The following is a 15,742-nucleotide window of genomic DNA, read 5'->3' on the forward strand; positions in this document are numbered from 1 at the left end:
ATGGGAAGTTTAGAAAATATTGAAGTCGTAGGTGAAGTAGGAATTATAGGGGAGCCTATTATAGAAGAACCTGTTAATGATTTTCCACTTACCTCTATAGATATGGGATTACCATGTTGGGAAGTAGATGAGGAAGGTTATGTGATTGAGCACTACTTAATGTCAGAGGACAAAATAGAAAAAGCTTTATCTGCAGGACGAAGAATTATTAAGTTTTGCTGGAAAGAAAGTTATTACAAACCCCGATTTGATGAAACTTTAAATGAGTGGGTTGAGGGTGCAGATATGGAAGTTGTTTTAAAAGATGTTAAGGCAGTTAAATTCAATCAACTAAATGATGCATGCAATAAAGATATTTTAGGCTACTTTGATGCTTCTGTTGGTTCAGAGACATATACATTCTCTTTTGATACAGAAGCACAGTCTAATTTCATTGGTAGTTTAGCATTATTTAATGAAGGTCTTATGACAGAAGTTGAGTGGACTGCATGGAAAGGTGATACACCCCATAGAGTTACTTTAAATAGAGAGCAGTTTATGAGTGTTGCATTTGTAGCGTACCAAGAAAAGGATGCGAAAATATCTAAACTAAGAAATGTACTTCAGCCACGAATAGAGGCATGTACAACTATTGAAGAAGTAAATGCTATTCAGTGGGACGAAAAACCAACACAACTAGCTTGATATTTTAATAAGTAGTCCTTATGATTTGTTCAGAAAATAATATGTTCCAAATATTCAATAGGAGGAAAGACAAAATGAATCAACAAGGGAATACAACAAATTTAGATGTAAATCTACTAATCAAAGAATATGAAGCAACAATTACTACGTTAATCAGTGAAAATGTTAAATACAAAACACTTCTAAAACAAAAAGCTATCGAAGAGCAGCAGCTTCAGGAAGAAATGATGCGACATGCAGCACCCCCTGCGCCACCTGCGGTTCCGACAAAAGAAATAGTAGAAGCTGAAGTCGTAGCATAACAATAACTTATATATTGACTGGTCATATACGAATGGTTACGTTCATGAGGGAGCAATAGCTCCCTCTTATTATATTTTGGAGGTGTTTCTGAATGACACAGGTACGAATCCGAATTCGTTCAATTACAACAGACGAAAAATCCCCTTGGGTTTATATTCAAGAAGAGACCAGACAGGAAACTCCAAAAGCAAATGCATTCCAAGTGAAAGCGGAACCTGTTATGAAACGAAACACTAAGACAAATCAATATGGCCATTTTCATTACAGCGAAATGCAATATGGAAGAATTGAAGAAATCTTAGCTTCTGCTTTAGAGATAGGTAAATCTCCTATGAGAATAAGAAACGAAAAAGGAGAATGGATTTATATTCAACAAACAACCATCGATAGTGCTTGTCCTGCTATTCGGATACGAAATCGATATAGTGAACAGGCAGGTCCTTGGGTTTATATCCAACATAAGGAGGTGTAGGTATGGAATATTTGAATAATTATTTATCTGTTCTACCTAATTATGATCGTAAAGAAGTAGAGCAGCTATTACAAGAAAATATGGATTTGTTTGATGTAAAAGTCATAACAAAAGAAGAGTTCGAAGCACTTATTCAACAACTTGCAAATAGAAAAGAAAAGGTTACGATTCTTACGACAACGGGTGAAAAAGTAGATGCCGAACATTTTAACCAAATTCACTCGAATGTAGCTCTGGATTTAAAGAGACTTTATAACTCACATCTTATTATTGAGAAAGTAATTGCGAATTACGACAGAATTCTTCGAGGAACATTAGATGATGTAAAAAGAGAAGTAGACTCACTTTCTACTCGTGTTGAGGAATTAAACCTAAAAGCAAAAGGAGAAGATGGTTTAGTCGTAAAGACATACGGTTTTGAAGAAAAAGAAAAGAGTTTGTACATGGAAACAGATCATGATCAATATGCACATTTATTCTTAGACCGCGACGGTAAATCTTTACAAAGCGCATCATTGAATCGTAGTTTTCATCAACACTATTTATCACTACCTATCAGAGAAGTGGAGAACACAATGCAAAATTCAAATGGGGCGACAACTGCAAAGATTGAAGTTATGTATCAAGCACCAAATAGCATTTCAGATAAAAACCATCCATTGGAACATGCAATAGATGATTCACTTGAAACGTATTGGGCGCAAGCAGTTAAAACGAATGCACCTGCTTATACGGAAATAAAAAAACTATAGAAAGGAGGAAAGAGAATGCCTACTCCCATTTATATTGAACAACATTATTCATTATCCATATCTGAATTTGAAGGACTATGGGAAATGACATTTATGCACCCATACAATCGACAAGAGCATTTTAGTATCTATCTAGTTGCTCCTAATAGTGATTATGAACATGCTGAGCTTGATGATCGCCCGATTGTAGAAGCTGGACCAAGATTAACGGAAGTATTAAAACGATTACTTTATAAAATCGAATACTATCCTTATTCTTGGGAATTCGCGGGAAAGAAAATTGTTTCATATGGGTATGATTTTGAAACAGACTTTACAGGTACTAGTTTGACCTATATTGATTTAACGGAAATCGCCCTTAAAGAAGTAAATGAGTTTTATAATTTCTTCTCCGCGTTAGAAACAGATGTAGTAGATGAAACAGAAAAGGTCAGCGGAAAAGGTGTTATGGCCAAGCTAAAAATCACGTTAGACAAGCCTAAAACCGTAAATCATTTGTTAATTGATTTCTTTACAGAGTATCCAATCGAGTTACTTTCATTGATGTATCAAGTTGACCAGAATGAAGAATCGACTACTTACGAAATTCCTCTTTCAAGAGCAGTTCAAACAAATGGATCGATCTATCTCCATTTCTCTCCTGTATTTGCAAAGACATTCTATTTAATCATTAAGCAAGAGTCTTACACATTACTAGACCAAACAATGAAGGAAGAAGAAGTAATGAAAGCAGAGCTATGGGATCAAGCTTCAACAAGAAGCCAATCTATTTATGAGTCTGCAGTTGGAGAATATGTAGACCAATTATTCTCTTCTAAATCTGGTATTCAGCTGCATCAAGAAATCTTAGATAGTTACCAAAACATTAATGTAAGTCACTCATCTATTTCATCGGACCCTATGAATTTATACCGTAGTGATTTTGAACAAGCAAAAAAATCTTTAGATAGCCAGCAACGATAGAAAGGAGGATTTAGATGGTTAACAGTTTTGAAAGTGCAAGTAAACCAAAAACAACTTTACTACAAAGTCAAAGTACTACAAGTAGCACAACACCTGGACCGCTTCCTCCAATCGTAGAAGGAATTGGTTCAAGTAATCGTACAAATAGTTCAACAGAATATGTTTACCAGTATGGAATAAAGAACATTCAATTAAATCATTCTCTGTATGAACAAGCTGGAATTTTTGTTACAAAACCAATTGAAGTAGAGGGGAATATTGTAGAGGTTTCATTATCTACCTTTGAAGACCATCCGCTGTTTAATGAGCTAAATGGGATGGCAACAGATCGAGTCACTTCTATTGAATACTACATCTCATTAGAAGAAAATCCTTCACTTAATGATTGGGTTTCAATCCTTCCTGAAGGTACAAGGAATGTGAAGTGTGAAAAGCTATTCTTCCGTGGCTCAAGTGCGGGACTTCGATTCCATGCAGACATTAGTGATGAAGATAATACAAGAGTATACCGCAATAATATTTTAATGAATAGGAGTGACTGGTACTTTACAGAAAGAGGAGCTGCTATTCAGTTGGCTGTGCCTCATGATAATAGTTCAATTTACACTATTGATTATGTACCAAACGCAAACTTATTTGACCCTTGGACAGTTAAGGTAGGAGATCGATTTTCTAAAAGGGTTCGTAAAGTGGAGTCTTTCCCAAATGGAACTGATTATAACAATACAATTAAGCTGTCTAAGTATCCATATGTTGATTATCAACAAGTGAACAGTGAAGAGAATTATGATCCGAATACAAGTGATTACAGACCAATTGATGTATTTCTAACGAATGGTTCAATTGTAGTAGAAGGGGGAAAGACACAAAAAGAGTTCTTCCCAATCTCTTATTCAAGCAAAAATGAATTTACAACAAAAAACCGTACAGATTATAAAACTAACAAAGATGTGTTTTTAAATAAGTACAGCATTGTTCCGGATTCTGTTTACAATACATTTGAGTATAAGCAAGAGAAGAATAAACTTATTTTCACAGAAAGCTTTAATCGATCGGACCTTTATTATAATGAAGCAACAAATCATGGTAATGCTACAGTGGTTGTACACTACGATTACTTAGTGACAAACTTTCGATTAAAAGTTATTTTGCGTAAAAACGTTGGTGATGAACTAGTAGTAACGCCAATGGTCGATAGTTACCAATTAAAATTTAAAGTCATGAAGTAGGGAGGTGCAAGAATGAATGCCCCTGTTATTGAATCTAAAATATTAGAGAAACAAAGAGAATATCTTTTGGAGCAAGCGAAAATACGATTAAGTAGTTCTGCTACAAAAGAAGAAGTATCTCAATTAGCAGATGAAATCTTTTACAGGTATCAATCTTGTATAGGTAAGCCTTTATTCCAGGCACGTAAAGTTGTGTATGGAGAACTACCTTTTCTTGAGGATTACTATGATAACAACAAGGAAATGGAGAAAGACTTAGGTATCTTATTCTCAGAACTAAATACCATTGCTACATACCTGGTAGATTATTTTAATTATTCTCAGAGTGAGAAAGATAGAATCTTATCTATCGTGCGCAGTATTAATGGAGTCGTATCAGACCTTCAAATGTTAACTGAAGAAACAACCCCTAACACGGTTTATTTAAAAGAATCGTTTACGAATTACGATAATGTGGATTCTGCTTTAACTCCAGTAGAGAACAGAAGCATGATTCATACACAAGAAGGCGTATTAACACTGCGTCGTACAAATGCTTTAAATAGAAGCATAGGAAGTAAAGTTCGAGCTATTCAAGGTAATGGAATTGCAGGAACTTATTTTCTATCTCGTAAAGTTCAATCAGATTCAGATTTCGAAAATTACCAGTATGTTTCTTCTCAAATTAAGAATGATGATCCAAAAGCATTAATCGACGGAAACCCGGATACTGTATTTGAATATGAAATGGTAAATATCCCAGAAAGTTATAAGAAACAATCATTCTATTACGACGTTGAATGGGCAAAGGGAAAGGAACATGGTGACTTACTACGTGTAAAGATTGTTGTTCAATTACCTAAGAACGAGACAATCAACTGGATTAATTTAAATCCTTATCATGCTGCAGGTAGCCCAGGTACAGTTAATGTATATTCTATTCGAACGTCTAATGACGGTATTGAATACCAAGGTCTTTTCGAAAAAGACCAATTTGTATTAAACCAAGAAATCAATAAAACACCTCAAAGCTATCGAGCTGAGGATTTATTCGATGGTAGTGAAAACTTTGCTAAAACAAAATTTTCTGGCCAAGGTGTTTGGAGCTTCCCATCAAGAGAAGCAAAATATATTGAATTCGTACTAGAACAACCAAATTCTTATAAAGAATTATTAGGACAAGAAGCATTCTATAGAAGAAAAAAAGATTCTACTTCATTTACACGTATTCGCAAACAGGAGGTGCCTAGTAATATTGTTGATGAAAAATACGGCATCCATACTATTAATAGCGACTATGAGATTAAAAAGGTATTAGAAGCTGTTGAAGGTTGGCGTTACGCTATAGGAGTTCGAGACATCGACATTATGAGTTTCGAATTCGCTGAAACGAGTGAATATATTAGCAAACCATTTCTATTTGAAGATGGTATTAAGAAAGTACTTCTATATGCAAATGAAAAAGTTCCTGCTATATACAAAGAGAAGGTAAGTGAATCCAATGATTGGATTCAATACTTTGTTTCTTTCGATGATATAGACTGGCATAGAATCTCCCCACAACATCAGCAACCAGTAAACGATAAGTTCCCTGCAAAGGTGCTTTCAGTTAATGATAACGAATCTGATATTGAAAATGCGTTTGCTCTTTACAAACAAAACCTTCAATTAAAAGAACTTCCAAAGCAAGTAAGGTTAAAAATCATTATGAAGAGACCGGAGAAAACAACAGAAGATGAAATACCTCTTCTTCATACAACACCACTCGTTGAAGACTTCGCTTTAAAAATTCTTACCGAACAGAAAGGGGTGTAGGGGATGTCTATCAATATTCGTCAAAAACGTTTTACTGTAGCGGTAAACCAAATCCTTCAAGAAGAACTGAGAAAGGGAAATCTTCCTACATCCAAGGAATTCGCTTCTCGTTTAAATAAACTATTAAGAGATCAAGAATTAAGTGCTCCTGAGTATACATTTAAGCGTATTCGTAATGGTGAATTAGCTGAGTCTGATTTTTTTAATGAAGTTGTTGAAAAAATTCAAAAAGATTTGATGATTCTTTACGAAAATACAATTGCTGTTCATAACCAGCTAAAGGGAAAGTTTCATTGGTTTGAAGTAGAAAAGAATCGATTAGAGTATGAAGCTAGAAGATTAGAATCGGAATTAAAAGAGAAAATTTTGCTATATGGAAAGACAGGTTACTTAGCTAGTATCTTTGATACATTGGATGACCTATCTAAAATTGATTCAGAAGACAATGTATCTATCGATATAAAAAATCATCAAATAACACTTAAAAAACAGGAGAATACCTCATTTTTAATTAATCCTGCTAGTGAAATTAAGTTCGTTATGCCAAAGAGTTCTGTAAGTACATTTAAGAAGATTCCCATTTCAGGGAAGATTGAACAAGCATTAAATGTAAATACAAATGAAACATTCCAAGAAGTATGGTTGTCTAAAACGGAAGGGCCAGCTGATGGATATATAGATATCAAATTTAATGATAAACAGGTATTGAATCGAATTGATTTAAGCCTACATACAATTAAAAGTGCTACTGTGTATATTGAATTCACGCTAGATGAACTGAATTATTTCCACTTACCATATTATCCAGATGGTAAGCAGACGGGGAATAATGTATCTTTTTATTTCCCGACAACAGAAATGAAGAATATGCGAATTTGGATTCGCAAACAGGAAAGTGATAAAGAAATTGTCCATCCTGAAGGTTATTCATATCAGTACTTGTTTGGAGTTAAAAAAATTCAATTTTTCCAATTAAGTTATCCAGAAAGAGGAGAGGTTGTTACAAAATTTCTTACGCCAAAAACAGATGAGACATTCTCTATTGGGAAAGTATCATTGGTTACAGAAGAAGAGATTCCGGACGGTACGGATATCGAGTACTTTGTACGAGTAGATGATAGGGAAGAGAGCTGGAAACAGATTTCTCCTGTTAACAGGGATACTGCACAAGCACCTAACCTAATTGATTTTAAATATGTTGTTCATGCTAGTCCAACAAACTTGGGCATTAGAAAGAATATCGGTGGCCAAGAATCTGAGATTATTGAACTGCAAGCAAATGGAGTTGCATTCTACTCATTAGGTTCTATTGAGAAGCGTAAAATCGTTCCGCGAACAGAGCGTTTATATATGGGTAAAGATGCTTGGAGTGTTCAGAAGACAGTCGAGAATTTTGGTGAAACCCATATCCCTTCTCTCGATGATTGGAAGAAGCCATCAAATGATATCGTTCGAAATGTAATACCAATCAAGGAAGGGAATCGAGGACTGATTTTACAAGATGAACAATTCACACAACATACGCAACTGTATTATGGAATGGGTATTTTCTATGAAGGAAAAGAACAAGTGCTTTCTACAATCCCATCATCTACAGAACCGATTGCCATCTTCTTAAATGGAGAAAAGTTATTTGAAGGAATCCCTTCTTCTCAAACTAATGTAAACTACAAATTTAAACAGGGATGGAATGATCTAACTGTGTTGGTGTATGTACAGAATTTGAATAAGGACTGTACGATTGATTTAGGATTTGATCCGATTCGTGTAAGTACTCATTGTTATTCTTCAAGTCAGTTCCTGGAAAAGGTATCTGTATTCGACTTACGATATAACACAAAGAACAACGATTGGTCTAAGTACGCCCTTTATGAGAAAGATGGAAAGGTTTATATTGTGGTTAATCATTCACTACCGGGTGTAACATATGATTTTTACTATGACTATGTGGATGAAGTAGATCACCGAAATATTCAATTAAAAATCGTTATGAAACAATTCTCAGTAGGGCAGTATACAACACCTGTATTACGTCGATATACATTACAATTTAGTTAGTGAAGAGTTATCAATGGGTAAAGAAATGGTAAGACATACTTGTTACAAGTCTTAGAATAAAATAGGTAAGTACTGTCCCAATTAGAAATGACAAAACGTATGTGTTGGTAATTTACACAACTGTATTAAAGAGAAATACCTATCTAAAGCTTAAATAAATGAAAGGGATGGCAAAGAGATGAAAATAGAAAAGAAATATAAACCTTCTTTCCATAAAGCCAATGCTCGTTACCGTGGTGTTACTGAGCTTTCCCAATATACGAATTTTGTTCTTGAATCTGCCCACGACCTTTTATTATTAGGAAACATTACAGAAGGAAATGAAGCAACACATAAAGATGGACACAAAAAAGAAATGTACAATAATTTCATTTCTATCATGACAGGTGATCGGGAAGTAGGGAAGTCGAGTTTATTTACGGCTTCCACACTTCAAAAAATTGATTACTCACGAACAGTTCCTATTCCTGAATTAGATAGTTGGAGCCCTTTAAATGGCTGTACAAAAACAGCAGTGAGTGACGCAATTAAGCTCTCTTCAAATGGATTGCTAGATCCAGTAGGAATGTTTAGTACTCTTTATGTAGAACCAGGAGACAAGCTTTATATTCGAATGAAGGTAAGAAGTACAGGTGGTGCTTCAGACTTTTCCTTTGGTTCGAACAATATGCGTATGGGACCAGATAAGAATGGTGACACAAGGAAGGTTCCTTTAGCGAAAAGTAATGAATTTATCACTATCGATTACGTGTTACGTTTCCAATATGCTGAATCGGTATCAATTAATATAAACGTTCATGAAAAACCGAAAGAGTTAAAGGCGGAAAATGTTGAAATAAAAGATCTTGAGATATATTACTTTAATGAAACACCAATTCAAGCTTCATCTATCGACATGGTTATTAAACCAAATGTTGATGAACTAGAAGAAAAAATTAATTCGATACGATAGGGAAGGTGAGTACATGCGCCCGATTACATTAAGAAATCCGAATCTAAACAAGGGGCCTAGCTCTTCTGAAGAGTTTAATAAACTACGTAATGACATCCAGACTGATATTACAAATTTGTTTGATATTGTTAATAGTCATGATGGCACAATCTCTGAAAATATGGATCATATTTTACGTGAAAATTACTTCTTACAAAACCGTCTAAAGAAGTTAGAAGGACGGGTATATGAGCTAGAAAAGGATTACCAAAATAACAGTGTAGACGGGGAGAGTATCCTAACTCGGTCCTTCTATCATGCAAGCAATATTATTTCCTCAAATGCAAATAATCCCATTAATATAGATACACTTCACGGGATTGTTACCCCAGTTGTTGTTAGATCTCATGATAAGATTGCTTATAAGAACGACTTAGGGGAATACATATTACCTAGGAACCTAGAAGTAAGTGTATTTGAGTCCTCAGATGTAGAGCCAATTGATGAAGAAACAAAACAACGCAAGTTCTATGCAGTAGATTCTAGTGGTATTACTAAAGCATTTGATGGAGACAAGAACTCATTTTGGGTTCGTCAATCTGAATTAAACGAAAACAAATGCGTAACAGAAGTGTATGGATTAATTCATGTGAAAATTCCACAAAATATTTCTAATAACATTTATACAAACACAATTACTATCCATCCATCTCCGGAGTACTCTATGAGTATTCTTGATATTCAATATAAGAATCAAAATGGAGAGTGGAGGCGTATTGAAACCTACCCAATTAAAAAGGTAAACAATACAGAAATTCCAGAAGAGATTGTTGAATCTGGTAAGTTAGTATTCTCATTCCCAAGAAGACAAGTAACAGAATTACAAATTAAAGTAAAACAACCTTACTGGTTTAAGCATGATAACAAACGGATTTTTATGTATGGATTCCAAGATATCGTTGTTGAATACCGTGAATATTCCCAAGATACTGCGGAATTCACAACAAAGTTCTCTTTAGAAGGGACAGATCGTCGTTTTACAAATGTAAACACGCCAAAGGTAACAGTACCCGTTGGATGTCCATCATTTAATGATTACACTGTAAAACATGAATTGTACTTTGATGAAGGACTAACGGAGAAGTTTGATTTTTCAACAGATATTTTCCAACCAATTCAAACTGTATATGTAAAAACGCTTTTAAAAACAGCAGGGAATCAGGTACCAATCTTACGTGAGATTGAATTACCCTACCGACATGAAGAATTAGAAGTGCTTTAAAAAGAGAAGGGAGCATAACCAAAATGGTGTGCTCCCTTCTCTTTTAATTTATCAAATGGTTCAACGTTTTTATCAACAAAAACAAATTTGTGATTTTTCCAGACATCATCATAATACTTACATTCCCCAGTGATAAAAGGAGGGATATAATTACTGTATTCTTAATTTTATGTAATGGAATACTATTTATTTAGTAAGTAATATACTAAAAATAATATTCCTATAACTAATAGGGTTCCAAAAAAGCCTACCAACATTTTCCCTTCAGGACCATTAATAATTTCTTTTAGAACTTCTTTTGCTACTTGCTGAGCTTTGCCGCTTAAAACTAATGAAAGAAATAAAAAAATTATAAATAGGAATAATGATGAAATTATAAGTTCCATTACTCTTGTACCTCCTTACTTTAAGTCATTCTATAAATTATACCAGTTAAGATACTTTATAGTAAGAGAATTTTATTTTTATAGTAAAATGTTCTTAAATTAAGATTTAAAATTTTACGAGAGTTAGTATCTTTTCTATTGTATTTTTATTTACGATAGTTGCATAATTATAATAATTAAACCATACGACTGTTCGTTATTTCACCAAAATTTTTGGCGTTATTTTGTTTTTTTACGAATTCCCTCTTCTGTTATATTTTATAAAAGAAAAAGACAGCCTGGGGTGGCTGCCTTTTTCTTTTAGGGAGGAATTTAAATAATTAGGTAAGATAGATAGGATGAAACAAGTTCAAATTCACGGGAGATGTGAAAATACAAACTTGCGAGGTAACTTACATTTTTAATAAAACCTTTTCACCGTGAAAATGCAAACTTATATTGTAAAAAAAATAGGAAGAAAGGGATTAAAGTTAATTCCTATGTATTTTAATGTAATGTGAATTTAGTTGAAAGATTGCCGGGAAAATAAAACTATGAGAAAACTCATAAGTAAAAAATAATAACTTTATTTAGTAATCTTTCCGAAATCGTTAATATATAGTTGCAAATTTCTTATATGTTGTAGTTGGTGAATGGGCACCAAAAATACTTGCGATTCAAAAGGATGAGAAGGTTCCATTATTGCTTTCGGCTCTGCTTATCTGGTCTTGTAAAATCTTATATTCTTTATATAATGATAATGAACTATCTGAAGAATTCGAGAAAGCAAATAATATAATTATAGACGTACTGAGTACATGGAAACCAATTTTTGATGAAATAGACAAAGATTTCCCTGATGCGAAACGTAAAGCAGAGAAGAAAGTAGAAAGGAATTTAAGTGATGATGCAGAAGGTAGATTTCGTATTCATAAATTAAATCCTAAAAAGGTAAGTAGAGAAGAAAATAAAAACGATTATTAAAGGGGGACGACGTATGAAGTCAAAGAAACTAATCACATTAGCGATTCCGGTTATATTATTAGGTGGTTGTGCTACGACTCAAGGTTCACCAAAGATAGAAGCAAAGCGAAAGCTACTGAACAAGATAAAAAGTCTACTAGTTTAAAAGATAACGAGAAAGATATTCAAAGGATTCGAGTTTTAGAAGAGGATTACCCACAATATATGTTAGACATGGAGAAAGATTTAGTGAAGCGGTTAATTTTTTATAAAGATTCAATAAAATACTACCAAAAAGGTAATAAATCAAGGGAAGAAGTCTTAGTTTCCATTAAAGACTATATGAAAGTACTGGATAAGATAGAGTCTATAGATGCCCCTTCTAAATACAAGGTAGATTACAAAGAAGTCCTTAAAGCAGTCAGTAAGTATAGGGAATCTTTTGAAGAAGTAGAAAAGGTATTCAAAAAACCAGACTTCTCAAGGGAAGCTGATAAGGAAGTACTTGAAAAGGCAGACAGTAAGCTATCAGAAGGTAATCGTATTTGGATACCAGTGTTTGAAAAACTAAAGAATGAAACAAAAAAAGTAGAAAGTTCTTCTGATTCGTCTAGTGAAGACGTTTCATCAAATATTGTTCCAAAATCATCTTCACCTAACTCAAGTCAATCAGACAAGAGCCAAGCCCAAACAGGTATGTTCAAAGGTATAGTTGGTACTTAATGAAGAGTTAGAAATAAACGATTCTAATACATCTAGGTATATTAAGAATGAAAGGTCTATTGTAGGTAAGCATGGTATTGATTTAGGAGAAGGAGTCAAAACAATAATCGATTTAAAAGGTGATATGACATTTGTTTTTTATAAGTATGGGGATTTCCCAAGTAGAGATAGTCTAATGAAAGGAACATACGAGTTAGACGTACCTTCTTTACAATTAACATTAAAATTAACAAGCGTAACTGAGAATGGTCATAAGACTCAAAGAACTGAGAGTTTTAGATATCAGGTATAAAATTATGATTTAAATATGTTACAACTCTATAGTGCAGACGAAGATGTACGTATGAGATTGGTTAAACACGGGTAAATATATTAGTAGGGTTAGGTGAAAAAAACTAGCCCTTATTTTAGGGGGATATTGCATAAATGGAGCAGGTTATACAAGAGTTTTTTTCTCCAAGTAAAAACTATAAGGTTCAAATCATTAAAAGAAAGGATGGCCTATACACAACAGAAGCGTATAGATGGATGGAAGATTGTGGATATGAATTTTGGAGTTATATATCACAAGGATTGACTTTGATAGATAGTGAGGAACATGCGCAAAAGATTGCTATGGAACAACTAAAGGAATATTCAAGGGATGAGTATTAAAAATATGCTATTTTATCTGTAAAATTATAAGGAATTATGATGTTTTATGAAAATATAGAAGTGAATTTCAATTAATCTTATTTATCTTATGTGAATTATAGGTTATAATAAAATTGGGTGCAAAGATGCACTATTTGAAAAAGAGTGCAAGGCAAAAAGGAATCCGTAAAGGATTCCTTTTTTGTTTATTAGACAATGAAACAACTTTGTAATTATCTCCCTCTATTTTAGTATAAATAAATTTCTACTTTATAAACATAAAAGTTTTTTTGGGGGAATTGCCATATTCCTGTAACAAAACAAAGGTATGCTATGTGTGTAAAATATAAAGAGAAAGAAGGAAAAGTTGTGAAGAAAATTTTGCTAATTGTCGCGTTATTAGGCATGATGAGTTTTGGAGTACAGGAAATGAATGTAAGAGCTGATACCTATCATAAGAGCGATTCAAAAATTAGTTTTTGGGATTCGAAAAGAAAGGGTACTAATTTCATGAATAGTACGTCATTACCTGAAAACTATAAAAGTACAAAAGAAGCTAATATTGAATATGTTCGTTTAGCGCCTGATAAATGGGCGAAAGATAAAGATTTTCTATTTGAAGATAAACCAGATACTTCTGGAAAGGATTTTCTGATAGGTAATGCAGATAACTACCAGGGATTAGTAAAGGAAGATCTAGAAAAATTAAAGACGGATTTAGATGCCGCACAATCACAAGGAATGAAAGTTGTTCTTACAATGTTATCCTTACCTGGTGATCGATGGCGCCAATTTAATAATAATAAGAATGACGACAGAATATGGGAAGAAGAGAAGTATCAAGAACAAGCAAGTCAATTTTGGAAGGACCTCGCTCTGGAACTAAAAGATCACCCCGCGGTGGTTGGTTATAATATTATAAATGAACCACATCCAGAAACAGCTAAAAATAATAGATATAATGATTTTTGGACGGAAGATTACGAGAAATGGTATGCAAAAGTGGAGGGAACCACAGCGGATTTAAACAGATTTTATCAAAAGGTAATCAATTCCATTCGTGAAGTAGATCAAGAAACACCGGTTATTTTAGATTCAGGTTTATATGCTACTCCATGGGCCTTTAAATACTTAAAGCCAGTAAAAGATAAAAAAACGCTTTACGCATTTCATATGTATGAACCATATGAATTAACGAGTCAAGGTGAAAAGAAAAATAAAGAATATCAATATCCAGGATTAGTAAAAGTAGGAGACTTAGAGAAACCTGTAATGTGGAATAAGCAGGGATTAGAGAAGTTTTTGAAGCCAATCCAACAATGGTCTAAGAAAAATCATGTACCATCTAATCGAATTATTGCAGAGGAGTTTGGAATTAACCGTACTGTTCCAGGTGCTACCCAATACATGCAAGATCTTATTTCTATCTTTAACCAAAAAGGGTGGCATAAATCATTCTATGCATTCCGTGAAGACACATGGACAGGGATGAATTATGAATTGGGAACAGGAAAAATAAAATGGGATGAAGAGGGTAAACCGATGCGTCAAGATAATTCACTCTGGGATGTAATAAAAAAAGATTTACAAACGCGTAAATAGTTTAGAATATTAGGCCTAAGGACTAAATGTAAGCATCTAATTCAAATAGAATTAGATGCTTTTTATTTCGAAAAAAGGTGGAGTTGAATAGAAGATTCCATCTTTTCTTTTGCATAAAGAGTACCAATCAGGTTTATTTACAACGAAAAATAAGATTTTTAGAGAATAGCTTAGAAAAAAATGTGGAGGTTCAAACAAATGTGGTCACAATTGTTTAAACCTTTAAAGTAAAATGGAAGTTGGACAGTTGCTATACAGGCAGCAAATTTACAATATGTTTCGGCTGAGCCTTCGGGAAATATAATAGCAAATCGTAATGCAGTTAATGAATGGGAGAAATTCGAATTAATTCCGACTGGGGAATTATATACGTACGCTTTAAAAGCTAAAAGTAATGGGAAGTATGTTTCGTTTGAGCCAAATGGTAGAGTAGTAGCAGATCGTACATCAATTGGTGCATGGGAAAAGTTTATTTTATATAATGGTGGAGACAATAGGATATATGTATTACAAGCACTAAGTAATGGTAGATATATATCAGCAAATGGTGGTAGAGAATTAACAGCTACTAGTTATGTAGCTGGAAGCTGGGAAAGATTTGTTATTGTATACTTCTAAACTTTGAAGTGTTATATATCTAAATGATAATGGCATGTTTAGTTGGTATAAATACCTAATACAATAAAGTTTTAAGCATGTAATACAAGTGTATATTAACGTGTAAAAGGGCTGCAAATAATTAGCAGTCCTTTTTGCATGTTAAATAAGGACTTACTGAGGTTATAATGAGAAGAAAAAGAACCCTATAGGGTTCTTTTTCAAGGCATATTAACAGTAAGGAGAATCATGAAATGCTACTTCAAATCTTTATTAGGGGAAAGATTTTGAAAAAGCTTAACATGTATTTATTTTTACATAAATGTAAGATGTAGTAAATTGATAATATTTATACTTACTATTACTAATATTCAATTAAGATAGTTAATAC

Annotated in this window: 17 protein-coding genes and 1 pseudogene; 17 read left to right on the forward strand and 1 reads right to left on the reverse strand. The window is 33.4% G+C overall.

Going from position 1 to position 15,742, the window contains the following annotated elements:
- The 10 genes from HMPREF1014_RS07180 (at window position 1) to HMPREF1014_RS07225 (ending at window position 10,468) form a co-directional block, all read left to right on the forward strand.
- Window positions 1–684, forward strand: coding sequence for a DUF4376 domain-containing protein (locus HMPREF1014_RS07180; protein ID WP_000535028.1), 684 nt, complete (start codon window positions 1–3; stop codon window positions 682–684).
- Window positions 685–758: 74 nt separating this feature from the next.
- Window positions 759–986: a hypothetical protein gene (locus HMPREF1014_RS07185; RefSeq protein ID WP_001075732.1), complete on the forward strand. Its 228-nt coding sequence runs from the start codon at window positions 759–761 to the stop codon at window positions 984–986.
- Between the two features lie 92 nt (window positions 987–1,078).
- Window positions 1,079–1,459: a hypothetical protein gene (locus tag HMPREF1014_RS07190; RefSeq protein ID WP_000195546.1), complete on the forward strand. Its 381-nt coding sequence runs from the start codon at window positions 1,079–1,081 to the stop codon at window positions 1,457–1,459.
- A 2-nt stretch (window positions 1,460–1,461) separates the two neighbouring features.
- Window positions 1,462–2,211, forward strand: coding sequence for a hypothetical protein (locus tag HMPREF1014_RS07195; protein WP_000456147.1), 750 nt, complete (start codon window positions 1,462–1,464; stop codon window positions 2,209–2,211).
- A 15-nt stretch (window positions 2,212–2,226) separates the two neighbouring features.
- Window positions 2,227–3,174, forward strand: a complete 948-nt coding sequence (locus HMPREF1014_RS07200; protein WP_001142991.1) for a hypothetical protein — start codon at window positions 2,227–2,229, stop codon at window positions 3,172–3,174.
- A 14-nt stretch (window positions 3,175–3,188) separates the two neighbouring features.
- Window positions 3,189–4,403: a hypothetical protein gene (locus HMPREF1014_RS07205; protein ID WP_000248229.1), complete on the forward strand. Its 1,215-nt coding sequence runs from the start codon at window positions 3,189–3,191 to the stop codon at window positions 4,401–4,403.
- Between the two features lie 12 nt (window positions 4,404–4,415).
- Window positions 4,416–6,197 (forward strand): hypothetical protein, encoded by a 1,782-nt coding sequence (locus tag HMPREF1014_RS07210; protein WP_000993511.1) that lies wholly within the window; start codon window positions 4,416–4,418, stop codon window positions 6,195–6,197.
- 3 nt (window positions 6,198–6,200) lie between these two features.
- On the forward strand, window positions 6,201–8,255 hold the full coding sequence (locus HMPREF1014_RS07215) for a hypothetical protein (protein WP_000026336.1): 2,055 nt from the start codon (window positions 6,201–6,203) through the stop codon (window positions 8,253–8,255).
- A 178-nt stretch (window positions 8,256–8,433) separates the two neighbouring features.
- Window positions 8,434–9,207, forward strand: coding sequence for a hypothetical protein (locus tag HMPREF1014_RS07220; RefSeq protein WP_000687646.1), 774 nt, complete (start codon window positions 8,434–8,436; stop codon window positions 9,205–9,207).
- 13 nt (window positions 9,208–9,220) lie between these two features.
- Window positions 9,221–10,468: a hypothetical protein gene (locus tag HMPREF1014_RS07225; RefSeq protein WP_001247501.1), complete on the forward strand. Its 1,248-nt coding sequence runs from the start codon at window positions 9,221–9,223 to the stop codon at window positions 10,466–10,468.
- 182 nt (window positions 10,469–10,650) lie between these two features.
- Here the strand turns inward: HMPREF1014_RS07225 and HMPREF1014_RS07230 are convergent, their stop codons facing one another.
- On the reverse strand, window positions 10,651–10,854 hold the full coding sequence (locus HMPREF1014_RS07230) for a hypothetical protein (protein ID WP_000420170.1): 204 nt from the start codon (window positions 10,852–10,854) through the stop codon (window positions 10,651–10,653).
- Between the two features lie 681 nt (window positions 10,855–11,535).
- On the opposite strand from HMPREF1014_RS07230, the gene HMPREF1014_RS07235 reads away from it, so the two are divergent.
- From HMPREF1014_RS07235 to HMPREF1014_RS07255, 7 genes and pseudogenes are all read left to right on the forward strand, one after another.
- Window positions 11,536–11,817 carry a hypothetical protein gene (locus HMPREF1014_RS07235; RefSeq protein ID WP_000947384.1) on the forward strand — a complete coding sequence of 94 codons (282 nt, stop codon included), beginning with the start codon at window positions 11,536–11,538 and terminating at the stop codon, window positions 11,815–11,817.
- 13 nt (window positions 11,818–11,830) lie between these two features.
- Window positions 11,831–11,962, forward strand: coding sequence for a hypothetical protein (locus HMPREF1014_RS32030; RefSeq protein ID WP_002204726.1), 132 nt, complete (start codon window positions 11,831–11,833; stop codon window positions 11,960–11,962).
- A 68-nt stretch (window positions 11,963–12,030) separates the two neighbouring features.
- Window positions 12,031–12,519: a DUF7018 domain-containing (lipo)protein gene (locus HMPREF1014_RS29235; protein WP_255344388.1), complete on the forward strand. Its 489-nt coding sequence runs from the start codon at window positions 12,031–12,033 to the stop codon at window positions 12,517–12,519.
- On the forward strand, window positions 12,509–12,811 hold the full coding sequence (locus tag HMPREF1014_RS31840; protein WP_009326654.1) for a DUF3994 domain-containing protein: 303 nt from the start codon (window positions 12,509–12,511) through the stop codon (window positions 12,809–12,811). The genes HMPREF1014_RS29235 and HMPREF1014_RS31840 overlap by 11 nt, the downstream gene beginning before the upstream one ends.
- A 134-nt stretch (window positions 12,812–12,945) precedes the next feature.
- Window positions 12,946–13,173 carry a hypothetical protein gene (locus tag HMPREF1014_RS07245; RefSeq protein WP_000438638.1) on the forward strand — a complete coding sequence of 76 codons (228 nt, stop codon included), beginning with the start codon at window positions 12,946–12,948 and terminating at the stop codon, window positions 13,171–13,173.
- A gap of 312 nt (window positions 13,174–13,485) precedes the next feature.
- Window positions 13,486–14,754, forward strand: a complete 1,269-nt coding sequence (locus HMPREF1014_RS07250) for a glycoside hydrolase family 5 protein (RefSeq protein ID WP_000337842.1) — start codon at window positions 13,486–13,488, stop codon at window positions 14,752–14,754.
- A 231-nt stretch (window positions 14,755–14,985) separates the two neighbouring features.
- Window positions 14,986–15,372 (forward strand): annotated as a pseudogene (locus HMPREF1014_RS07255) (fascin domain-containing protein); the annotation flags it as partial.
- Window positions 15,373–15,742 lie beyond the last annotated feature (370 nt).

Source organism: Bacillus sp. 7_6_55CFAA_CT2, from assembly GCF_000238655.1.
Classification (GTDB): Bacteria; Bacillota; Bacilli; order Bacillales; family Bacillaceae_G; genus Bacillus_A; species Bacillus_A cereus.